Here is a 23,135-nt window from a genome sequence, read left to right on the forward strand (position 1 = left end):
TTCGGCATCAAGCCGGGCTGGTGCCCATGGAGCGTACGTGTGGTTCGCTCGTACGGCTCCGGGCGAACCTGAGCTACGAAGATTCTTTGCTCGCGTGCCGTGCTCGGGGCTGGATCTCCTGTGAACTCGTGAATATCCTTCGGGTTCGTTGGTGCGGAGTGCGGAGTGCGGTGTGCGGTGTGCGGAGGGCGGAGTGTGCTGGGTGCCGGGGCAGGCTCGGGCGCCGGGCCCGGGTCCTGGGGCATCGCGTCGACTTCCTCGTCGAACGCTGGCTCGTCCTCCCGATCGACGGCGGGCACCACGTTGGGGCCGCAGCGCGATGCGGACAATCTGCTGGACGCGGAACCTACCGTGAACGGCTACGTGAGGATTCGCGTGAGCTCGCGGCGGGTGGAACGGGAGTGGCCCGAGGTGCAGCGGCTCAGCATGGCCGCGCTCTCGCAGGTGCGGCCCTCACACGGGCGGCACGGGTAGTGCGCGTGGCTGGGCTGTCACGGAACCCACGGAGGTGCGGTGGTGTGGAGGGGCCCGGAAATGGCGGGGATCGCCTATTCCGTGGGGCCCGTGCTGCCGGATGTGAGCGCGGTGGAGCCTGTGGTGGGCGGCAGCTCGTGTCCGCCCGCGGGGAGGTCCACGCGGAAGGTTGCGCCGCCACCCGGGGTGTCGTGCACGCTGACGGTGCCGCGGTGCGCTTCCACGATCGACTGCACGATCGCGAGTCCCAGGCCGGAGCCGCCGGTTTCTCGGTTGCGGGAGGAGTCCGCGCGCCACAGGCGGCCGAAAATCTTGTCCCGGATCTGCTCGGGCACGCCCTCGCCGTGATCGACGATCTCGAAACGGCCGATCGTGGGTTCGCCCTCAGCGACGGGCGGCGCAGAGACCACGACCTCGATGGGGCTGCCCTCAGGGGTGTGCCGCATCGCGTTGCCGATCAAGTTCGTGAGGAGCTGGCGTACCTTGTGCTCGTCGCCGGTCACGGTGGGGTCGGCGGCGTCCTCGACGACGGTGACCTCCCGATCGGGGGCCTGCGCGCGGGCGTCGAGAGCGGCGTCGCGGGCGAGCTGGTTGAGTGGCAGCGAGGTGAGCTGCAGTGGTCGGCGCTCGTCGAGGCGGGCGAGGGCCAGCAGGTCCTCCACGAGGGAGGTCATGCGGATCGCTTCTTTCTCGATGCGCTCCATCGCCTGTCCCACCTGTTCGGTGTCTTGCAGAGCACCCATCCGGTAGAGCTCGGCGTAGCCGCGCACGGAGACGAGCGGGGTGCGCAGCTCATGGCTGGCGTCGCCGATGAAGCGACGCATCCGGTCGATCGTGTGCGCCTGCTCCTCGATGGACCCGTCGAGCCGGTCGAGCATGATGTTCAGGGATTCCCCGAGATGACCCACCTCTGTGTGCGGGCTCGCCACCATGATTCGCTTCGAAGTGTCGCCCCGGGCAATCTCGAGTGCCGTTTGTTCGACCTCCGCAAGCGGGAGGAACGTGGTGGTGACAAGGAGCCGGGTGAGCGCCGCACCGAGCAAGATCACGGCGATGCCGAAGCCTGTGAAGATGATGACGTACTGCGCGACGACCTGGTTGATCCCCGCCATCGAGGACGCGATAAGCAGGATCGCGCTCTGTTCGCCGGGCACCAGGATCGGGATCGCGATGGCGCGCCAGTCGACCCTGTCCGGGCTTGTCATGGGGATAATCTGCGCCGGATCCTGCGTCACAGATTCGAGCGTCATCGAGTGCTGCAGCTCCGGCACCGACGAGGGGCGCAGCCCCAGAGTGTTGTCGTACTGCAGCGCGCCCGAGGAATCGAACAGCGCCACGTAGTACTGCTGGTTTGCGTAGCGAATGTCCTCGGGGCTCAGCTGCGCCCCGTTCGCGTCAACCGCCAGCGCGGCCGTCGGGTCCTTCCGCAGTTGCAGCAGCGAAGAGGTCTGGTTGGAGAGCAGCATCGGCCGCAGCACCGAGAGGGTGCCGACACCCGCAACGACGAGTCCCAGGAACAGGATGAACACCGTCACACCGGTGATCTTCGCGCGAAGCGAGATGTCGGCCCATCGGTCGGTGAAGCTCTGCCGCGCCACGCTACTTTGCTTCGGTCTTCAGCATGTACCCGAAGCCGCGCTTCGTCTGGATCAGCGATTCTTCGGTCAGCGGATCGAGCTTGCGGCGCAGGTACGAGATGTACGACTCGACGATGCCGGCATCGCCGTTGAAGTCGTACTCCCACACGTGATCGAGGATCTGTGCTTTGGAGAGGACGCGGTTCGCGTTCTGCATGAGGTACCGCAGCAGCTTGAACTCGGTGGGGGAGAGCTCCACGGAGGCCCCCTCAACGGAGACCTCGTGGGTGTCCTGGTCCATCGTGATCGGGCCGACCGTGAGGACCGAGTCCTCGTCCTCCTGGATTGTGCGTCGCAGCACTGCCTTGATGCGGGCAATGATCTCGTCGAGGCTGAACGGCTTGGTGACGTAGTCGTCGCCGCCCACGGTGAGGCCCTCGATCTTGTCCTCGGTATCGTCCTTCGCGGTGAGGAAGATGATGGGCGCGGTGTAGCCCGCGGAGCGGAGCCGCTTGGTGACGCTGAAGCCGTTCATGTCGGGCAGCATCACGTCGAGCACGATCAGATCGGGCTCTTCCTCAAGTACAGCGGAGATTGTCTGCGCACCATTTGCGACGGCGCGCACACCGAACCCAGCAAACCGGAGGCTCGTGCTGAGCAGCTCGCGGATGTTGGGCTCATCGTCAACGATCAGAATCCGGGGTCCCTTTGGCTGAGTGTTCATGTTCCCAGTCTCTGATCGTTTGCTATGAACTAGCTGGAAGCTGGGTCCGCGTGTCGCCGGAGCCTGAGCCGGAGCAGGCCCCGACGACACGCGCCGCAGGATCCGGCTACGCGCCCGTCACCCACTTCGCCCACGCATCGGACATCGCGTCGTAGTTTTCGACCCAGAAGTCGAAGTTGGGGACGTGGCCGGTTTCGAATCGTGTGCTTGCGAGCCACTCGGCCAGCACATCGTCCACCTGCGGTTCGGCGTTGACGTTCACCGGCGACATCGAGTTCAGCTCGGTCATCCCGGCCTGTTGTTCTGCCCCGAGGAAGTAGTTGATCGCCGCGTGTGAGGCCGCCGGATCCTTCGCGCCCTTCGGGATCGCGGTCGAGTCGATCGCGACGAGCCACTCGTCCCACACCGGTGCGATCGGGGCCCCGGCCTCCGCGGCACCGTAACCGCGCCCGGACCAGACGTAGCCCATCACTGCCTCGCCGCTCTCGAGTTGCTGCTGTGCCTGGGCGCCGGTGGACCACGCGATCATGTCGCTGCCGAGGCTGTCGTACTTCGCGATGGCCTGGTCGATGTGCTCGGGCTTCAGATTATCGAGGTCCACGCCGTCGGCGAGCAGCGGGAACTCGAGGTTCTGTGGGTCGACGTAGGTGGTCTGCGGCACGGTGCGCTTGCCCGGGAACTTCTCCGTGTCGAAGAAATCGGCCGCGCTCTTCGGGGGATTGTCGCCGAACACCTCGGTGTTGTACGCGATCACGAAGCCGTACATGACGTTGGGGATCATGCACTCGTCGGTGATTGTGCCCTCGGGGAGCTGGGACGTGTCGATCAGCGAGCGGTCGATCTTCTCGTACAGCGTGCCGCAGCCGCGGGCGGTGTCGACCTGGGAGGTGTCGACGATATCCCAGACGACGTTGCCGCCGTCGACCATGGCCTTGAGCTTGCCGGAGTCGAAGGCGTCCATCTGCATCGTCGCCCCCGAAACTTGGGCGAATGGCTGCCAGATCGCCTCGTCCTGGCCTTCTTGGAAGATGCCGCCGGGGCCGGCGTAGGTGAGGGTGGTGCCGTCGAGGATCCCGTCGGGGATCTCGCCGACGACGGGAGTGCCGAAGTCGCGATCCGCCGCGGGTTCTGCGGCTGGGCTCGCACACGCGGCGAGCAGGATCCCCGCGGCGCCCAGGAGGGCGACCGCGGATACTGAGCGGGAGAGGGTCGTCATTGATTCTTCCGTTTCGTCGTGCGGGTGCCCGGGGGCACCCGCGGGGTGGGGTGGGTCAGCGCCCCCAGAGGGACAGGAACTCGTACGCGACGTGCGCCGCGGCGAGCGAGGTGACGTCGGCGTGGTCGTAGGCCGGGGCGACCTCGACGACGTCGGCGCCGACGATGTTCAGCGGAGCCAGGCCGCGGATCAGGTACAGGAGCTCGCGGCTCGTGAGGCCCCCGGGCTCAGGGGTGCCGGTGCCGGGAGCGAACGCCGGATCGAGCACGTCGATGTCGACGGACACATACACGGGCCGCCCATCGAGTCGCCGCAGCATCTGCTCGAGAATCCCTTCAAGCCCGGTCGTGGAGAACTCGCTTGAGTGGACGGTCTGGAAGCCGAGCGCGCGATCCTCGGAGAGATCCTGGGGGCCGTAGAGCGGGCCGCGGATTCCGACGTGCATGCAGCCCTCGGGGTCGAGTAGACCCTCCTCTGAAGCCCGGCGGAACGGGGTGCCGTGATGCATGGCGGCCCCGAAATAGGTGCCGAAGGTGTCGATGTGTGCGTCGAAGTGCAGCACGGATATGGGGCCGTGGTGACGCGCGAGTGTCTTGATCGAGGGGTAGGCGATTGTGTGGTCCCCACCCAGGAGCACGAGCTTGCCGGCGCGCTCGCGGGCCGCAGCGAGCCCGGTGAGCATCGCCTCGACGGCGCGGTCCACCCCGAAGGGGGTGACCGCCAGGTTTCCCACGTCAGCGACCTGGTGCGCGGCAAACGGGAACGAATCGAGTTCGACGTTGTAGGGCCGGATCAGGTGGCTGGCCCCGCGGATGCCCTCGGGGCCAAAGCGCGCTCCGGGGCGGAAGGTGACGCCGGAATCGAACGGGATGCCGATCACGCCGGCCTGCGCCTCGCCGACCTCGGCCAGGCTCGGAAGGCCCGCAAAGGTGCCGGGGCCGGCAAAGCGTGGCACCTGGGAGAAGTCGACCTGGCCGGTGACGGGTCGACCGTCTCGGCTCACGCCGGTCGTGTAGGGGAGTTCGAGGGTCATGCGGGGGTGCCTTCCTGGAGTGCATCGGCTTCGACGCGGTGTTCGGCCGGAGCCTGCACCACGATGACGGAGAGGCCGGGCTCGGCGGTTGCGGCGCGCAGCGCCTCGGTGAGCTCGGCCGGTGTGGCTGGTGTGGTGACCGCGGCACCAAAACCCGCGGCGATCATGCCGAGATCCTGCGCGGTGGTGCGGACGCCTGCGGGGCGGATGTCGGTGCGGGCGAAGGAGACCTCGATCTCGCGATACCCGCCGTTGTCCCAGATCAGGAATGTGATGTTCGCGCCCAGATCTTGCGCGGTGGCGAGCTCCGGCAGCGTGAAGAGCGCGCTGCCATCACCCGCGAGCGCCACGACAGGAGTGTCCGGAGCAGCGATTGCCGCCCCGATCGCCATCGGGAGCGCCGGCCCGAGCGTGCCGTAGCCGTAGGGGGCGAGCCATCGGCCCGGGCTGTCGAGGGGGAGGAAGTGGTGGGCCTGATACGCCACCTGGGCCGAATCCGCGGTGAGGATGGCATCCCCTGGCAGTGCGGCGGCCACCGCGTCGATCCAGGGGGTGTGCGGATCCGCGGCGCGCTCGGCGGCGAGGCCCGCCCGGGCTGCTGCCGCGCGCGCTGTACCGGCGGCGCTCGCCGCCGTATCCGGTGCCGGGAGCGCCGCGAGCGCGGCCTCGATGAACGCGCCGACACGGAGCGCGAGGGTGGGCCTCGTCTGGTCGGGGTGGCTGACCGTGGGGTCGATGTCGACGCGCAAGATGTCGGCCATCTGAGGCTCCGCGGTACCGGTGAAGAGCACCTCGAAGTCGGAGAGCTCGGTACCGAGGCCCACGACGAGGTCCGCAGCACTGACGAGTTCCTGCGTGCGCGGGAACGGCATGCTGATGCCCGCGTTGAGCGGGTGGGCTTCGGGGAGTAGTCCCTTCGCGTTGCCGGTGAGGATCACGGGGGCCGCGAGGCGCTCGGCGAACGCCTGCACCGCAGCACCATCGTGGCGTGCGCCGCCACCCGCGATGATGACGGGGGAAGTGGCTGCCGCGAGCCGCTTGAGTTCCTCCGTGAGCTGAGGCGTGGGAGGGGCAGCCGGCGCAAGACTGGGGGAGGAGGCAGGCCGGTGCAGCTCGCCCACCTCTTCCTCAAGGAGATCGCGTGGGATCCCGATGTACACGGGGCGCGACCGCTCGTGCTGCCAGCGGGTGAATGCCTCGTCGATGAGTTCGGACACGCGTTCGGCGGTGGTCACTGTCTCGCTGAACAGGGTGAAGGGCCGGAGTACCTCGGCAAGGTCCGGAGTATCGTGCAGGGTGCCGCGGTGGGCGCCGAGCTGTTCACGCGTGACCGTCGAGCCGATGACAAGCATGGGGATGGAATCGTGCCACGCCTGGCCGATGGGGGTGAGCGCGTTCAGTACGCCGGGTCCCGTGATGAGATAGCAGACACCGGGTGTGCCGGAGACGCGGGTGTAGGCGTCCGCCATGAACGCGGCTCCCTGCTCGTGGCGCGGGATCGTGACGTTCAGCCCGCTCCGGTCGATGTCGCGGAACAGTTCGAGCGTATGCACTCCCGGGATCCCGAATATCTGGGAGATTCCGTATTCGGTGAGCAGTGAGCTGATGGCCTGACCGAGCCGCATGTGATGCGTCCCCTCTGCGGACCTCATCGTCCGCGCCGTGTTTTATGTGACAATACTCTGTGAGGTCATACTAAACACCGAAAGCGGCTTTCGTCAACGCTAGACTGCGGGAATGACCGAACGCAGCACCACGGCGCGCCAGCCTCACGCGGGCGCGTCCGAGCAGCTCACCCAGATCGGCTTCCGGCTCCGCGTCGCCCGTGAGGAGCGGGGGATGACGATCAGCAGCGTCGCTGACTTCACGGGCCTCACGAAGGGCTTTATCTCGCAGGTCGAGCGCGGCCTCGCCTCGGCCTCGATCTCGTCACTCGCCGCGATCTGTGACGCACTCACGATGCCCATGGGCCGGCTCTTTGATCCGCCGAAGATCTATGTGAACCGCCGCGCGGACCGGCAGCCGGCCACGTTGATGGGAGACGGCGTGGCCGACACGATTCTCACCCCGCCCGGCCAGAGCGACGTGCAGGTCATCGAGACCTGGGTGGAGCCCGGCGGCGGATTCGAACCCGAGCCCTATCGGCTCCCCGTCGACCGAGAGTTCGTGGTCGTGCTGGCGGGTGAACTGGAGCTTCGCATCGAGGCCGAGACGTTCCTCCTCGCCGAGGGGGACACCATGAGCTTCGACGCGCGGCACGCGCACATCTGGCGCAACCCCTCGGAAACCGAGCGCGCGCGGGTGATGTGGGTGCTTTCCTCCCGCGTCTAGCAGCGGGAGGGGCCGTTAGACCTGATCCTCGTCGAGGATCGTGTACGCGTAACCCTGCTCGGCGAGAAAGCGCTGCCGGTTCTGCGCGAAGTCCTGATCCACGGTGTCGCGGGTGATCAGCGTGTAGAACGACGCCGTCGCCCCGTTGGCCTTCGGACGCAGGAGTCGTCCAAGACGCTGGGCCTCCTCCTGTCGCGAACCGAACGAACCGGAGATCTGAATCGCCACGGACGCATCCGGGAGATCTACGGAGAAGTTCGCCACCTTGGACACGACGAGGATCTTCTCCTCACCGGAACGGAACGCCCCGAAGAGTCGCTCGCGCTCGTCCACGGGGGTCTGCCCGGTGATGAGCGGCACCCCGAGCGCCTCCGACATGGACTCGAGCTGGTCGATGTACTGCCCGATCACGAGCACGCTCTCGCCCGGGTGGTTGTCGATGATCCGGCGCGCGATCCGCTCCTTCACCGGGGCGCTCGCTGCGATCCGATAGCGGTCCTGGTCTTCCGCGATCGCGTACTCCATGCGCTCGGACTCGCTGAGCCCCACGCGCACCTCAAAGCAGGCGGCCGGCGCGATGAAGCCCTGCGCCTCAATGTCCTTCCACGCGGCGTCGTAGCGCTTCGGGCCGATCAGGCTGAACACGTCCCCCTCGCGGCCGTCCTCGCGTACCAGGGTGGCCGTGAGCCCCAGTCGACGGCGCGCCTGCAGATCCGCGGTCAGCTTGAACACGGGAGCGGGAAGCAGATGCACCTCGTCGTAGACGATGACGCCCCAGTCCTCGGCATCGAGCAACGACAGGTGTGCGTACTCGCCCTTTCGACGGCTCGTGAGGATCTGGTAGGTCGCGATCGTGACCGGTTTGACCTCTTTCACTTGCCCGGAGTACTCGCCGATCTCGTCCTCGGTGAGCGAGGTGCGGCGCAGCAGTTCGTCGCGCCACTGCCGCGCCGAGACTGCGTTGGTGACGAGGATCAGGGTCTTCGCTCCGACGGCCGCCATTGAGGCCGCACCCACAATTGTCTTGCCAGCGCCACAGGGAAGTACAACGACGCCGGATCCACCGCGCTGGAACGCTTCGACAGCCTTCGCCTGGTAGTCGCGGAGTTCCCAGCCGTCTTCGGCGAGCTCGATGTCGTAGGGTTCGCCGGGGGTGTAGCCCGCGAGGTCCTCGGCCGGCCAGCCGCGGGTGACGAGTTGCTGCTTGAGCTCGCCGCGTGCCCACGCTTCGACGGGGTAGGTGAACTCATCGCGACGGTTCCCGAGCAGGGGCGCGATTTTCTTTGCGCTCGTGACCTCTCGGAGCACCGCGGCGTCCTCGGAGCGCAGGATCAATTCGCCCTCCGCGTCCCGCTCGATCGTGAGCCGACCGTAGCGCCGCATCGTGTCGGCGATCTCGTCGGCGACGCCCGAAGGTACCGGGAACTTCGCATGACGGTTCAGGGTGTCGAGGATTTCTTCGGCGGTGTGCCCGGCGGCGCGTGCGTTCCACAGGCCCAGCCGGGTCACACGGTACGTGTGGATGTGCTCGGGGGCGCGCTCAAGCTCCGCGAACACAGCAAGTTCGTGGCGGGCGTCTTCCGCGTCAGGGTGCGCAACTTCGAGGAGGACAGTGTGGTCGCTCTGCACGATGAGGGGGCCGAGTGTCATAGCGAACCAGTGTACTCGGCGGCGGTGAGAACGGGGCGTGAGCGTCCCCGACAGGCTAGACGGGTTCGACAGCCGTGATCATGTTCACGGGGAGTGTGCGTTCCACACCCGCGACCTGATCCGTGGCGCGCAAGCGGCCCCCGGTGACAGAGACCGGGAGGAGCGTGAAGGTGTGCTCCTGGCCGCGGGCCTCCGCGGTGACCTGCACCGCGCTTCGGTCCCGGATCGCGAGCTCCAGCCGACGCGTAAAGTCGCCGGTGCCCGGCTCAGCGCGGGCGGCCGCGTGAACGCGCTCAACGAGTGCGGTGTAGACCTCGTTCAGTTCGGTGCGCTCGGGGTTCGTTGGAGGCAACGGTGGCGGATCTGCGGCGACGATGGGGATCGCCGCGGTGGCGACGTCCGGCTGGCTCGGGCGGAGGGTGCGGCGTGCGTTTTCGAGTGCGGCGCTGGTTGTCGGGTGGTACCGCGCGTCGGTGAGCGCCGAGATGACGTGGTCGGCACGCAGCCGTGACAGGAGCACCACGGCTCCCGCTGCGGGCGCGCCCGAGTCCGACCGTGTGAGTTGCAGGTGCTGCAGGGTGCGGTCCACGAGGAGCGTTTCTGCGAGGTCCGGACGCCCGACCGTGATTCGGGTGCGGCCCCCGTCCCCGTCATACTCGTCGACGACGAGATCTCCGAGGCGTTGCGCGCGCGCCGAGAGGAGGTACTCGAGCGGCTGTGGGATCCCCGTCAACGAGATCCGGGCGAACAGCTCCCGGGTGGTGTCGGGTGAGACACCCTGCTCCAGCCCCTCGGCGATGCTCGCATCCGTGATGCGGCGCGTCGAGGCCACCCCAATCTGTTCGGCTCGAGAGATCGCCCCCAGGATCGCTTCGTCAGCAGGGGCAAGCGGGCCCGGTACGACGATGCTGAGATCGGGTTGGACGTATACTCCGGGAGCCTGACCTGGGGTCTGCTCGGCAACGATGGCGCGTGCAGCCGAAAGATCTGCGCCGCACAGGGCTTCCGCCGGGGAGCTGAGGCGGCCGCCTACTGTCAGCCCGAGTTGCTCGGCGACGGCGACGAAGGCTCGTGCAGCTTCGAGCTCGCCCTCGGGGAGGAGCGGGAAGTGATGGGGGATCGCGGCTGCTGCTGCAGCAAGATCGCCCGGGGTCGCGGACAGGACGGCGCGCAGTGGGGTGGGAGTCGCTCGCACGACGGCCTCTGCAAGGGTGAGCCACCGCTCGCGGTTGTCGCTTCGCAGCCAGGCCGTCGCGGGCTCCGCGACCACAAGCAGGTGCTCGTCGCGGCGCGGCGCGGTCAAGCCGGCGTGCCCGAGCGCGGTCACGATCCGCGAGACGGAAGCGACGTCGATGCTTGTCGCGTCGGCAAGCGCTCGGAGTGACACGACTGCGACGGTCCCGTTCCGGTTGAGTTTGCTCGGGCGGAGGGCGAGCACGCGCAGGCACTCGGCGGCCTGCCCGACCGCGGTAAACGCCGGGGAATACCAGCTGCTCGTATCGGCTGCGTGTTCCGCGGTGCCGGGCGTGAATGACCGGTCCCCGGCCGCTTCGGCCATGAGCTGGGCCGGTGCGAACCCCGTGGCGGTGAGTGCGTCGCTCACGACCGCCGTGACCTCGGGAAGCGCCACAGGGACGCCGGCGTCGGCCCCCACAAGCCCGCGAGCCGCAAGTGCTTCGACGGTCGCGGGATCGGCTGCGCTGGGCGTTTGGGCGATAAGGAGCAGCGTCCGGAGTGCATTCCGGTCGAGGGGGAGAATCGCGCGGGTGATGGAATCGACGCGGAGGAGATCGGTCGCGAGGCCGATCGGGTCGGCGATACTTCCCGCAGTCTGCGGACGGCGCTGCGCGACCACACCGCGCAGCGCATTCCGATCCATCTCGGCGATGGCGGAGGCGAGCGCGAGTGTGCCGCTCACGGTAACTGCCGCGCTACTTTCCGCTGTTCCGGCGGAACTCGCGCCGACGGCGGGCCTGCGTCAGGATCAGGAGCAACACCAGGAGGACAAACCCGACGGGAAGTCCGATGAGGGAAACGCCGTACACGATAGGCCAGAGGCCCTCGGCCATTGCTTGCCTGTCGTTCAGCCCGACAATGAGCGTGGCGAAGAACGAGAGCAATGCGACGGCGATGATCGAGAGCGAACTGATCGCGAGGATCCGCTCCAGAAGTGATGGGGTGCTGGGTTCTATGGACATCCGCTCCATTTTAGCCCCTACTTCCTCCCGGCGGGTGGAAGATCGGGCACTACACTGGGGAGGATATGCGGGTGCGTCACTCAGCACCGAAGCGCGGTGGACCGGGTGCGCACCCGCCGAGACGGAAAGGGACGAGGCATGCCGAACGGCAAGGTCAGGTTCTACGACGAAGACAAAGGCTTCGGCTTTATTCAGGGCGAGGACGGTGCTCAGGTGTACCTGCACGCGTCAGTCCTTCCCGACGGTGTCGAGGTGCAGGCCGGTACGCGTGTGGAATATAGCGTTGCGGATGGTCGCCGCGGTCCGCAGGCACTGTCGGTGCGTGTTCTTGAGGCCCCGAAGGCCCCGAAGCGGAATCGGAAGTCTGCTGATGAGATGGCGATCATTATCGAGGACCTGGTGAAGTTGCTCGACGGGCTTGGCGGTCGGCTGAAGAACGGGCAGTACCCCGAGCGGGCACAGTCCCGGCAGGTGGCGGCGATGTTGCGCCGAGTAGCGGATGACTTCGATGCCTGAGGACGTGAACGTGCCGACGCACGAAGAGGGTGCCGCGGATTCAGTGCTACTTGCAGCTCGGGCGCAGGCCCGCGCTGCGCTCGAAGAGATCACCCCGTCCGACACCATCGGTGCCGAGGCCGGGCACGAGGTCCACGAGGCCCACGTGCTCACACTGCTGTTCGAATGCAAGCTCCCGGGGTACCCCGGCTGGCGGTGGGCGGCGACGCTCGCGCGCGTCGACGAGACCGCAGCCGTGACCGTGCTCGAAGTGGAGTTGCTTCCCGGCCCGGGTGCTGTGACCGCTCCCGAGTGGGTGCCCTGGTCGGAGCGCCTGGCGCAGTACCGGGAGACGCAGGCTCGGCAGGCACTGGAAGGCACCTCGGCGGATGACGCGGCGGCGGCTGAACTCGGTGACGAGGACGACGACGAGCTCATGGACAACGACTACAACGATTTCGATGACGAGCTTGACGGCGTTGATATCGATGAACTCAGTACCCACGATGACGACGATCGTGACGAGGACTCGGACGAGGATCGCACCGATGAGTCTGATGACACGGAGCTCTTCGATGAAGACCCTGACGAGGTGGACGACGACGCGGACGAGGACGACGACCGCTAGTCACCGATCGCTTGAACACCCCCAGCGGCCCGGACCCCGGGCCGCTGGGGTTTTTTCTGCGTCGACACAGACTCCGGCACAAGATACGTAGTTTTCCCGGATCCCCGCCGCACACGTCGTTCATAGCCTGTTCCTGGGGCGGGGAACGTACACGGAATCTCAGATGATTGCCGTGCGTCCCCGCGAAGTATTCGGGGATGGGGAACGCAATGAGGCATGCGGAAATTCGCGACCGCAGACTGCGCCAGCGCAGTCGCACAGCACCGTGGGGACGCCGCGCGAGCGTGCCCGCAGCTGCGGCCGTACTCGCGATCGGGCTCTTTGGTTCGGTGCCCGCGTGGGCAACGACAGAGACTCCCGCGCCCACTGATACGGTGACTCCCGCACCGGCCGGCCTGAGCTGGCGCGCTGAGGATGCTGCGAGCGTTCTCCAGCCGGGGACCACCTTCGAGGTCCGGGCACCCCAGGATGCTGCGGGAGCTGCGGCCGGGCTCAACCCGGTCACCTCGCTGCTTTCGGACAACGCCGGACAGCTTGACTACACGGGCGCTGACCTGGATCCGACACCCGGTGCCTTTGCGATCAACACTCTTGTCGATCAGGTCGATCCCACGCGCAGCCACACGATTGTTGCGGGCGAACCGCTTGAGCTTCGCGTCGCCGCGACTGCAACGGGTCCTGCTGCCGCCGGGGGCTGGCAGACCGTGGCCGCACCGAGGACCGTCGACGACGCCATCCCAGTTGTCACGATCGCTCCCCAGCCCGAGGTTCCTGCGGAGCCCGAGGTTCCTGCGGAGCCCGAAATTCCTGTGGAGCCCGAAATTCCTGCGGATCCGGAGACGCCCGCTGAACCCGAAATTCCCGCGGAGCCGGAGACGCCCGCTGAGCCAGAGCAGCCTGCAGAACCCGAGATCGAGCCGGGTGAGGAATCGCCCAGCACCCCCGTGACCACCGCACCCCCGGCAGTGAAGCCGGCACCGCAGCGCGCGGTGGCGCTGGCCGTGCCGACCGCACGAATCATCGTCAAGACAGGCGGCGACCGCACCGGGACCACTGGCGTGACACCGCTCGCAGGCGTGACGCTACTCCTCAACCGCGGCACGTCTACGGCACCCAACGGGATTCGGCCGGACGGGGTGAGCGGTGACGGTGAAGGCTGGGCACGCTGCGTTTCCGACTCGAACGGAGAGTGCATTTTCGAGGTCCCAAATACTGAGTCGGGAGGAGTTAACCGAGATCTACGGTTCTGGGTAGTTCCCGCGGCGAGCAGTGCTCCCAGCGGGTGGTTCGCGAACCTTTCGTTGCGTACCGGCGAAGCCGATGACGGATCTGCCACGCGCTACCAGTTCCGTTTGGGAAACCGACTCCGTGCCGACGCTGTGTACAGCTCGGGCGATGCCTTCATGTTGAACACCGAAAACACAGGGGCTCGGTCCTCCGGTGGAACGTGGGCGCAGTCGCGCTCCAACCCCCAGCTGCCACAGAGCTGTGGCATTGACGTCGCACTCGTACTCGACCGCTCCGGTTCAGTGGGTTCAGCGATGCCGAACCTCAAGGCCGCGGCTGACAACTTCGTGAACGCCCTCGTGGGCACGCAGTCTCGGATGTCGCTGTTCTCCTTCGCAGGGAACTCGCCAGAGAGCGGCTCACCGAACTATCCGGCGCTCACACCCGTCTCGACGCAGGCCCAAGCGAACACCTTCAAGACCCGTTACGCCGGCCTGCAGTCTTCGGGCGGCACAAACTGGGACCGCGGTATCGGGGTTGCCGCTGAGGCCTCCGCGGCGAACCCCACGCCGTACGACGTGACCGTGGTGATCACGGATGGCAATCCCACGTTCTACGGACCAAATGCAAGCGGGCCGGGGAGTGATACTCGATTTATTGAGATTGAAAACGGCATCTTCTCAGCTAACGCGCTGAAGGCCACTGGCTCCCGAGTCATCGCCTTCGGCGTCGGGAGCGGTGTAACTGACGCGAACAGCGCGCTGAACCTCAGCGCGATCTCCGGTCCCACCAAGGGCAGCGACTACTACCAGACGTCTGACTACGCGGCTGCAGGTCAAACACTGCGCAACCTCGCACTCGGCAACTGCGCCGGTCAGCTCACGGTCACGAAGATGATCGTGCCGGACACCGCGCCTGCGGGATCCATTGCCGGGGCTCAGCCCGCGGGTGCAGGTTGGGAGTTCACCGCCTCGAACGCTGGTGCTGGTGCCACACTGCCGAACCCACCCGTGCGGGTCACAGAGAACGATGGAACGGGCACGATTGCGTTCCCACTCACCTTCACCCCGACAACACGGAGCGCCGACGTGACAATCACGGAGACGCAGCAGCCCGGCTACACACTGCAGCCGGTGAACGGGCAGAACGCGGTGTGCACGAATCTGAACACCGGAACACGCACCACGCCAAGCGGCAACCCCACAAACGGCGTCCGTGTCGCGGTGCCCAACGGGGAGACAATCAACTGCATCGTCTACAACCGGGCACCGAATAAGGCTGCGACAGTGCAGGTCGACAAGGTATGGAAGATTCAGGATTCCTCAGGGACGAACCTTGGGACGTACCGTTTCCCTGGTGACGAAGGGAGTCTCCCCGCGGGGATGCAGGGGCAGCTGACACTGACAAACCCGGGAACCACGACGCCGTCGCCCCAGGATTGGGGAAGCGCACGACCGGGGTATACCGCCGGTGGGACTGTCGGAATCAACGAGTCCGTGAGCATTGATCCGGTGCTCCTGCCGGGGTGCTCCCTCACCTCGAACGCCCTGACCAAGCGCGGAGCGGTGACTACCGCAGATCCGCTGCCTGCATCGGCGACGATCACCCCGGGCGCGAACACGTTCGAGATCACGAACACGGTGACGTGCGTCTCGCAGCTGACCCTGCTGAAGTCGGTTGAGGATGGGCCGGCGAGCCCCGCGAACTGGAACCTGATGGCGGATCCAGGCCAGGGTGGAACACCGTTCACCGTATCCGGTGCGACGACACGTTCCGCGGCAAACACCTTCGGTGTGACCCCGAGCAAGCCCTACCTGCTGTCTGAGGTCGCGAGCGATCCGAGCGCCCCGCTGTCCTACCTGCTCGATCGGGTGGAGCGGTGCGAACCCCAGGCCGGGGCACCCGGCGGCTGCAGCTGGGTGGCCGTGGACGAGAGTCAGGCCGTCTCAGTGGGGATCGGGCAGCACGGCGTCTACCGCTTCGTGAACCGCCCAGCCCCCGCGCTCGAGGTCCCGCTCACCGGTGGCCTCAGCTCCGACGCGCTCGGGATCGCCGGGGCCAGCCTCGCAGCACTCGCGCTCCTTGTCGGTGGCCTGACCTGGTCACGCCGCCGCCGCGCCGAATCGAGCGCCCCATGAGCGCCCCACAGACCCGGAGCCGCGCGCTGCGCGCACGTCTCCTGCCGTTCCGAATCACAGAACGCGCAACCACGCACCACCTAGAGAGGACATCCACCATGACTCAGACCGCTCACGGGAGAACCCCCAAGCGCGTCGTAGGCGCGCTCGCCGCAGCCGCCATCGCGCTGCTCGGTGCTGTTGCCGCGAGTTCGCCGGCCATGGCCGCGCCGAGCTTCGGCGGAATCGACCCCGACGCCTCCGGCTCGATCATCGTGCACAAGCACGAGCACCAGACGGGCTCGAGCCCGGTCACCCAGAACCCGGATGGCTCCGGCACCGCGATCCCCACCCCGGGAATCAAGGACGTGCAGTTCACGGCGGCCCCGCTGCTGAAGGACGGACAGCCGGTGGACCTCAGTGACCCCGCTGCGTGGGACGCTCTCGATGGGCTGCAGCCCGGAGCCGACTGCACGGCCCCCGCAGGCTACACGCTGGGGACGGCGTTGCCGACAGTGACGACCGACGCCAACGGTGAGGCGACAATCCCCACTGAGGTCGGCGTGTACGTGGTCTGCGAGACCGCCGCGCCCGCATCCGTTGTGGACCGCGCCGCCCCCTTCATCGTGACGATCCCGTACCCGTTTGAGGACGGCTGGCTCTACGACGTCAATGTGTACCCGAAGAACGGCATCACCGGCATCACGAAGACCGTGAACACGCCGACCGGGCTGGGCCTCGGCAGCATTGTTGAGTTCCCCGTCACCGCTCAGATCCCGGCGCTCGCCGCCGGCCGCAGCCTGATGAGCTTCACCGTGTCCGACACGCTCGATCCGCGACTCACCCCGACCGGTGCTTCGGTCGGTGTCCAGGGTGGCGTCAAGAGCATCACGGTTGACGGTACCGAGGTGCCCGCAGAAAACTACGGTGTGACCGTGAACGGGCAGAGCATCGACGTATCCTTCACCGCGACGCCGGGCCTTCCGTGGCTCGCAACTCGATCCGGCAAGAGTGTTGTTGTCACCTTCCAGGGCACAGTCACCTCGCTGGGCAACGGCTCGATCGTGAACACCGCGACAAGCTTTGTGAACGATCCGGATCGCAAGAACGGCATCACGTCGAACCCTGTCACCACGAACTGGGGCGACGTGCTGGTCGAGAAGGTGAACGCGCGCACCCCGGGCGACACCCTCGCTGGTGCCAAGTTCGAGGTCTACGCAGCCGCAGAGCCCTACGCAGCCGATTGCTCGGCAGCTACGCCGAGCGGTGCCGCGATTGCGGTTTCGGGTGGCACTGTCTTCACGACGGGTGCCAACGGCCGCGTCACGATCCCGGGCCTCTTCGTGAGTGACAGCAGCAATGCGCCCGAGAACGCTGCACAGCGCTGCTACGTGTTGAAGGAGACCGCGGCACCCGCAGGCTTCGTCACTCCGACCGGCGACGCCGCGTTCACACCGGTGGCCGTGAAGACCGGCGCTTCGGCCCAGGTTGACGTGACCGTGAAGAACGTGCAGCAGCGCGTTCCCGAGCTGCCCCTCACCGGTTCCTCGGGTGCACTCGTGCTCTCCGTGGCGGGTGGTGCACTGCTCATCGCAGCCGCAGGCACCGCGATCCTGCTCTCTCGCCGCCGCACGGCCGGCGCAGAGTAACAAGCCGGGTGGGTGAGTAGCGCGTCCCCCCGTAGCGCTCGCCCACCCTCCTCAAAAGGAGATATGGTGACGAACTCGCAGACCTTGGTCATGCCACCCCCGCCTGATCATGAGGCCGATGATGCGACTTCGGCTCCCACATCTCCCGGGTCACCGGGCTCGGACCGCCGATGGCGGCGGCCGAGCCCGGTGGTTATCTTCGTCGCTCTTCTCGCCCTGGCGGGTGTCGTGCTGCTGCAGCTTCCCAGCATCGCAACCTGGTTTTCGCAGCGGGAGTACTCGCAGGAAATCATGGGGCTCAACCGAGAGAGCACGAGCTCCGACGAAGCGCGGCGGCAGACCGCGCTCGCGGAGGCGCGGACGTACAATGAACAGCTCACCGGCGCGGCTGTTGTCGCCGCGGGACAGCGGATCCCGCAGGCCGTGGAAGGGGCCTCAGATGAGGAGTACACCCGCCTGCTCGCGGCCGACAGCACGGGGCTGATGGCCCGGATCAAGATCCCGTCGATCGATGTCGACTTGCCGATCTACCACGGCACCAGTGATGACGTCCTGGAACAGGGCGTAGGGCACCTCGAAGGCACGGCGTTGCCTGTGGGCGGGCCCACGACCCACACCGTGCTCACCGCACACCGCGGCCTCGCCAAGGCCGCCCTCTTTGACAATCTCGACAAGGTGCAAGCCGGTGACACGTTCACTGTTGAAACGTGGGGTGAGGTGCTCACCTATCGGGTCACCGAAACCCGCGTCGTCAAGCCCGACGAGACCCAAGCGCTCTATCCCGTGTTGGGAGAGGACCTGGCGACGCTCGTGACCTGCACCCCGCTCGGGATCAACACCCACCGCATTCTGGTGACGGGGGAACGCGTCACACCGACGCCGATTGGCGATGTGAACGCGGCCGGGCAGGATCCCACAGTCCCCGGGTTCCCCTGGTGGGCCGTATGGTCCGCGCTCGCACTGACCGGGATCACCGCCTACGTCGTGGCGTCCTCCCGGGTGCGGAAGTCTGCGAGCGGTGCGGGCCGCACGAAGCGGCGGCCCGCACACGCCGCGGACGATCTGGTCTAGACCAGACGCTCGAGCACGTAGTCGATCGCGCCCGTCAGGGTGCGGACGTCCTCGGGGTCAATCGCAGTAAACGTTGCGATGCGCAGCTGGTTGCGCCCGAGCTTCCGGTACGGCTCGGTGTCGACGATGCCGTTTGCGCGCAGCGCGGCCGAGATCGCGGCGGCGTCGACACTGTCGTCGAAGTCGATGGTGACAACGACCTGCGAACGGTGCTCCGGGTTCGTGACAAACGGGGTCGCGACGGCGGTGCGCTCGGCCCAGTCGTACAGCACCTGCGAGGACTCGGCGGTGCGCGCCGACGCCCAGGCGAGACCGCCCTGGCCGTTGATCCAGCGCAGCTGCTCATCCATCATCGCGATCGTCGCGAGTGCCGGGGTGTTCAGCGTCTGGTTTTTGCGCGAATTCTCAATTGCTCCGGCGAGATTGAGCGTCTCCGGGATGTAGCGGCCCGAGGCGGTGACGCGCTCGATGCGCTCGATCGCGGCGGGGGAGACGAGGGCAAACCAGAGGCCGCCGTCCGAGGCGAAGTTCTTCTGCGGGGAGAAGTAGTAGACGTCAGTCTCGTTCGCGTCGAAGTCGATGCCACCGGCCGCGCTCGTCGCGTCGACAACCGTCAGCGCACCAGCGTCGCCCGCCACGCGGACCACGGGGGCCATGACACCCGTCGACGTTTCATTGTGCGGGTAGGCGTACACGTCGACGCCCGCAACGGGCTCAGCCTGTGAACGCGATCCGGCATCCGCGGTGCGAACATCCGGTGCCTCGAGGAACGGGGCCGCACCGGTGGCCTTGCCGAACTTTGCTCCGAACTCGCCAAACGCGAGGTGCTGGCTGCGGCGCTCCACGAGCGAGTGGGCTGCCGAGTCCCAGAAGGTTGTCGCGCCGCCGTTGGCGAGCAGGATCTCGTACCCCTCGGGGGCGCGGAACAGCTCGGCCAGACCGGAGCGGACACTGCCGACAAGATCCTTTACCGGGGCCTGGCGATGGGATGTCCCCAGCACGCTCGGCTGCAGAGAAGCGAGAAAGGAGAGCTGCTCGTCACGGACCTTCGAGGGGCCGCAACCGAAGCGTCCGTCGGCGGGCAGGAGGGCTGCGGGGATTGAGATATCGGCCATAGCGAGATTCTATCGGGCGTGGGAACGATACAGGTCCATGCCCTAAGCTGGAATCTGGGCTAACGAGAGGATTGCTGATGACAGATCTGATCGATACGACGGAGATGTACCTGCGGACGATCCTGGAGCTCGAAGAGGAAGGGATCGTGCCGCTGCGCGCGCGCATTTCCGAGCGGCTTGGCCACTCAGGGCCCACGGTCTCGCAGACGGTGGGGCGCATGGAGCGCGACGGACTTGTTGTGGTCACGGATGACCGCCGCCTCGAGCTCACGGAGTCTGGTCGCACCAAAGCCGTGCGCGTGATGCGCAAGCACCGCATCGCCGAGCGGCTGCTCGCTGATGTGATCGGGCTCGAATGGGCGTATGTCCATGAGGAGGCGTGCCGCTGGGAACACGTCATGAGCGAGCGCGTTGAGCGCAAGCTGCTCGGGATGCTCGGCAACCCGACTGAATCGCCCTACGGCAACCCCATTCCCGGGCTCGAGGAGCTCGGATCCACGCGTGCGGGATCCTTCCAGACTGGAGTGAGTGGCCTCACCGAGTTGCTGATTGAGTCCGAGGTCACCATGACCGCGCGGATCCGCCGGCTCGCGGAGCCGCTGCAGGTCGATCCGGAGCTGCTTGAACAGCTCGCGGCCGCCGGAGTTGTTCCCGGCAACAAGGCTTCCTTCGTTCGACGCGGGCACACTGTGCACGTCGAGGTCGAGGGATCACATGAAGCGATCGACCTCCCCGCTGAGGTCGCCGCGCACATTTTCGTCTCACAGTAGAGCGAGCTCCCGCGTCAGCGGGTGCGGCTCCGCGGAGTCGATTGTATTGAGCGTGCCCAATTCCGGGCTGCCCACACAGGAGTTGATAGACAGAGGAGTCGAACGTGACGCTGCCCACACCCGAAACACACTTGCGGGACGTGACCAGAATCGTCGAGCACCGGAGCACCGGTGAACAAGAATTCCTGCAGTCGGTTCGCGAGGTGTTGGATACCCTCGGGCCGGTGCTTGCCGAGCACCCCGAATTTATTGAGGCCGGGATCCTGGATCGCCTGGTCGAGCCCGAGCGGCAGGTCATTTTCCGTGTGCCCTGGACCGATGACCAGAACCGGGTCCAGGTGAACCGCGGCATGCGCGTGCAGTTCAACTCAGTACTTGGCCCCTATAAGGGAGGACTCCGCTTCCACCCGACGGTCAACCTGTCGGTCATTAAGTTCCTCGGCTTCGAGCAGATCTTCAAGAACGCGCTCACCTCGCAGCGCATCGGTGCCGGCAAGGGCGGCTCGGACTTCGATCCCGCAGGCAAGAGCGCGTCTGAAGTGATGCGGTTCTGCCAGAGCTTCATGACGGAGCTCGTGCACCACATCGGTGAGGACACCGACATCCCCGCCGGTGACATCGGTGTCGGATCCCGTGAGATCGGGTACCTGTTCGGACAGTACCGCCGGATCACGCAGCGCTACGAGGCAGGTGTGCTCACGGGCAAGGGTGTGGGCTGGGGCGGTGCCGAAGTGCGCACCGAGGCCACCGGCTACGGTGCCGTGTTCTTTGCGCAGGAGATGCTCGCGCGCGCGGGCCAGGGGATCGAGGGGCGCCGTGCCGTCGTCTCGGGATCCGGCAACGTTGCGACCTACGCCATTGAGAAGGTGCAGCAGCTCGGCGGCAAGGCGATCACCGCCTCCGATTCGAGCGGCTACATCGTCGATGAGGCCGGGATCGATCTTGAACTCCTGAAGCAGGTCAAGGGTGTTGAGCGCGCTCGCATCTCTGAGTACGCAGAGCGCCGGCAGAGCGCACGCTACGTCACCGGCGGATCGGTCTGGGATGTGCCGGCCGAGCTGGCATTCCCGTGCGCCACGCAGAATGAACTCACGGACGTCCACGCGAAGACAATGATCGCGAACGGCGTGCGCGCCGTCACCGAGGGGGCCAACATGCCGACGACCCCCGAGGCAGTCGAACTGTTCCAGGAAGCCGGGGTGCTGTTTGCGCCGGGTAAGGCCGCAAACGCGGGCGGGGTCGCCACGTCGGCGCTCGAGATGAGCCAGAACGCGGCGCGTTCGCGCTGGGATCGCGACAAGAGCGAGTCGCGGTTGCACGGCATCATGCGCGACGTGCACGAGTCGACCTTTGACGCCTCTGAACGCTACGGCCGCCCGGGCGACTACGTGCTCGGCGCAAACTCCGCGGCGTTTGTCACCGTTGCGCAGGCGATGCTCGCGCAGGGCGTGATCTAACCCGTTCCGGGTGCAAATCGGGCCGGCTGTTTTGCTTCACATGAAGCAAAACAGCCGGCCCGATCGCTGTCACATCCCAGTCGGGGACAGGCTTCCTGGGAGCTTCGTGACCTGAGCGTGACATTCCCGTAATCATCGGTTACTCTTGAACGGTCGCGTCCCGAAAGGGTCGCACCCGATGTACACCAACCAAGGTAGAGGCAGATTATTCTCGTGAATCAGAACCCCAGCACGGCGGTCGCGGTTTCGAACGACGCTGCGAAGCCCGCACGGTCGCAGGCGAAGCGAATCGGACAGATGGCTGGAGCTGCCGCACTGAGCCTCGGACTTGTCGGCGCTTTCGGGCTCCCCGCCTACGCAGTGGCCCCCACGGTCGAGGGCGCGCCTGATGCGGACATCACGCAGCAGCAGCTCGTCACTCCGCTTGCAGAGATGCAGATTTCTCCCGTGATTTCGCTTGACGGCGAAGTCGGCGCGGACATCCTTGAGCAGGAGCGCAAGGAGAAGGAAAAGGAAGAGAAGGCTGCCGCCGCTGCGGCCGCTCAGCTCGCCGCGGGCCAGAACGCCGCTTCGGCAGCGACCGCCACCGCGGGCCCCGCAGGCAAGAGCTCCGCAGACGTTCCCGCTGGTGTTGGCGCAGAGGGCCTCGTTGCCGCCGCGCTCGCACAGGTTGGCGTCTCGCAGGACTGCACCGACCTGGTCCAGAACGCCCTCGCAGGCATTGGCCTCACCGAGCGCCGCGACCTGGGTGGCTACGACCACGGCGTCTCTGACTTCTACCGCTACGGCACCCCGGTGACCGACGGCAACTACGCCCCCGGTGACATCCTCATCTGGGCCGGCGCACCGCACGTCGCCATCTACATCGGCAACGGCCAGGCCGTGCACGGTGGCTGGGGCGGTAACCAGACGGTTGTGAACACCTACGCTTCCCCGAGCGCGACGCCCGACGTCGTCCGCCTCGGCTAAGAGCTTTCACGCAGAACGAGCGGGACTTCGGTCCCGCTCGTTTTGTGTTTCCGGGGGTGCCCGCGCAGCGAAGAACGCGCCGTGCACGGTGGCCCCGGTGCGCTAGACTCCCAGAGGTCGCCTTCTGGTGATCCCCGCCCTGGTAGCTCAGTGGATAGAGCACTTCTCTCCTAAAGAAGGTGTCGGAGGTTCGATTCCTCTCCAGGGCACAGTGTTTTCCGTTGCTCCGCAGCCAATTCCGCATCCATTTCCGCAGCCCACCCCGTCGAGACCGCAATTTCGCGCGTTCCAGGGGCGTGGAACGCGCCAGATTGAGTTCTCGGCGTTGTTGGAAGGCGAACAGGAGCCTGTGTCCGGCCTCGAGGTGCAGATTTATGCATGTTAGATAGCTTTAGTATTTCTCAATAAACCTCCCTAAAGCTTGAAATCTTGCT

At 66.6% G+C, this 23,135-nt stretch carries 18 protein-coding genes and 1 tRNA gene; 10 read left to right on the plus strand and 9 right to left on the minus strand.

Translation table 11 applies throughout. From position 1 onward, the window contains the following. Positions 1-548: 548 nt before the first annotated feature. The 5 genes from FM113_RS01745 to FM113_RS01765 form a co-directional block, all read right to left on the minus strand. A complete protein-coding gene (locus tag FM113_RS01745) occupies positions 549-2,072 on the minus strand; it encodes a cell wall metabolism sensor histidine kinase WalK (protein ID WP_087010863.1) in 1,524 nt (507 codons plus the stop codon). A gap of 1 nt (position 2,073) precedes the next feature. Further along, entirely contained in the window at positions 2,074-2,775 is a 702-nt protein-coding gene (locus tag FM113_RS01750; RefSeq protein ID WP_087010865.1) for a response regulator transcription factor, read from the minus strand. A gap of 106 nt (positions 2,776-2,881) precedes the next feature. Then, entirely contained in the window at positions 2,882-3,991 is a 1,110-nt protein-coding gene (locus tag FM113_RS01755; protein WP_087010867.1) for an ABC transporter substrate-binding protein, read from the minus strand. A 55-nt stretch (positions 3,992-4,046) separates the two neighbouring features. Then, entirely contained in the window at positions 4,047-5,024 is a 978-nt protein-coding gene (speB, locus tag FM113_RS01760; RefSeq protein ID WP_087010869.1) for an agmatinase, read from the minus strand. Beyond that, positions 5,021-6,676, minus strand: coding sequence for a 5-guanidino-2-oxopentanoate decarboxylase (locus FM113_RS01765; RefSeq protein WP_254908816.1), 1,656 nt, complete (start codon positions 6,674-6,676; stop codon positions 5,021-5,023). Before FM113_RS01765 ends, speB begins: the two co-directional genes overlap by 4 nt. A gap of 85 nt (positions 6,677-6,761) precedes the next feature. Here FM113_RS01765 and FM113_RS01770 point away from each other — a divergent pair, with 85 nt between their 5' ends. Next, positions 6,762-7,355, plus strand: a complete 594-nt coding sequence (locus tag FM113_RS01770) for a helix-turn-helix domain-containing protein (protein ID WP_087010873.1) — start codon at positions 6,762-6,764, stop codon at positions 7,353-7,355. Positions 7,356-7,370: 15 nt separating this feature from the next. Here the strand turns inward: FM113_RS01770 and FM113_RS01775 are convergent, their stop codons facing one another. From FM113_RS01775 to FM113_RS01785, 3 genes are read right to left on the minus strand one after another with little or no spacing between them, the layout of a single operon-like run. Next, entirely contained in the window at positions 7,371-9,005 is a 1,635-nt protein-coding gene (locus tag FM113_RS01775) for a DNA repair helicase XPB (RefSeq protein ID WP_087010875.1), read from the minus strand. 55 nt (positions 9,006-9,060) lie between these two features. Then, positions 9,061-10,923 (minus strand): helicase-associated domain-containing protein, encoded by a 1,863-nt coding sequence (locus tag FM113_RS01780; RefSeq protein WP_087010877.1) that lies wholly within the window; start codon positions 10,921-10,923, stop codon positions 9,061-9,063. A 13-nt stretch (positions 10,924-10,936) separates the two neighbouring features. Further along, complete coding sequence (locus FM113_RS01785) at positions 10,937-11,203, minus strand: hypothetical protein (RefSeq protein WP_254908817.1); 267 nt, start codon at positions 11,201-11,203, stop codon at positions 10,937-10,939. A gap of 138 nt (positions 11,204-11,341) precedes the next feature. Between FM113_RS01785 and FM113_RS01790 the strand changes: the two genes are divergently transcribed. The 5 genes from FM113_RS01790 to FM113_RS01810 all read left to right on the plus strand — a co-directional run bounded on the left by FM113_RS01790 (position 11,342) and on the right by FM113_RS01810 (position 18,390). Further along, positions 11,342-11,719, plus strand: a complete 378-nt coding sequence (locus tag FM113_RS01790) for a cold-shock protein (protein ID WP_087010881.1) — start codon at positions 11,342-11,344, stop codon at positions 11,717-11,719. After that, entirely contained in the window at positions 11,712-12,326 is a 615-nt protein-coding gene (locus FM113_RS01795) for a DUF3027 domain-containing protein (RefSeq protein ID WP_087010883.1), read from the plus strand. Before FM113_RS01790 ends, FM113_RS01795 begins: the two co-directional genes overlap by 8 nt. Positions 12,327-12,535: 209 nt before the next feature. After that, positions 12,536-15,691 carry a vWA domain-containing protein gene (locus tag FM113_RS18545; protein WP_140393262.1) on the plus strand — a complete coding sequence of 1,052 codons (3,156 nt, stop codon included), beginning with the start codon at positions 12,536-12,538 and terminating at the stop codon, positions 15,689-15,691. Positions 15,692-15,789: 98 nt separating this feature from the next. Next, positions 15,790-17,319 carry a SpaH/EbpB family LPXTG-anchored major pilin gene (locus tag FM113_RS01805; RefSeq protein WP_176387040.1) on the plus strand — a complete coding sequence of 510 codons (1,530 nt, stop codon included), beginning with the start codon at positions 15,790-15,792 and terminating at the stop codon, positions 17,317-17,319. Positions 17,320-17,382: 63 nt separating this feature from the next. Next, positions 17,383-18,390 (plus strand): class C sortase, encoded by a 1,008-nt coding sequence (locus FM113_RS01810; RefSeq protein WP_254908818.1) that lies wholly within the window; start codon positions 17,383-17,385, stop codon positions 18,388-18,390. Here the strand turns inward: FM113_RS01810 and serC are convergent. Further along, entirely contained in the window at positions 18,387-19,505 is a 1,119-nt protein-coding gene (serC, locus tag FM113_RS01815; RefSeq protein WP_087010890.1) for a phosphoserine transaminase, read from the minus strand. The two genes, FM113_RS01810 and serC, sit on opposite strands and share 4 nt — an antisense overlap. Positions 19,506-19,582: 77 nt before the next feature. Between serC and FM113_RS01820 the strand changes: the two genes are divergently transcribed. The 4 genes from FM113_RS01820 to FM113_RS01835 all read left to right on the plus strand — a co-directional run bounded on the left by FM113_RS01820 (position 19,583) and on the right by FM113_RS01835 (position 22,910). Continuing rightward, positions 19,583-20,275, plus strand: a complete 693-nt coding sequence (locus tag FM113_RS01820; RefSeq protein WP_087010893.1) for a metal-dependent transcriptional regulator — start codon at positions 19,583-19,585, stop codon at positions 20,273-20,275. A 104-nt stretch (positions 20,276-20,379) separates the two neighbouring features. Further along, positions 20,380-21,732 carry an NADP-specific glutamate dehydrogenase gene (gdhA, locus tag FM113_RS01825; protein WP_087010895.1) on the plus strand — a complete coding sequence of 451 codons (1,353 nt, stop codon included), beginning with the start codon at positions 20,380-20,382 and terminating at the stop codon, positions 21,730-21,732. 213 nt (positions 21,733-21,945) lie between these two features. Continuing rightward, positions 21,946-22,701, plus strand: coding sequence for an NlpC/P60 family protein (locus FM113_RS01830; protein ID WP_087010897.1), 756 nt, complete (start codon positions 21,946-21,948; stop codon positions 22,699-22,701). Between the two features lie 136 nt (positions 22,702-22,837). Next, positions 22,838-22,910 (plus strand) — tRNA-Arg (locus FM113_RS01835). Positions 22,911-23,135: the final 225 nt, after the last annotated feature.

Source organism: Leucobacter sp. 7(1), assembly GCF_900163635.1.
In the GTDB taxonomy this organism is placed as follows: domain Bacteria; phylum Actinomycetota; class Actinomycetes; order Actinomycetales; family Microbacteriaceae; genus Leucobacter.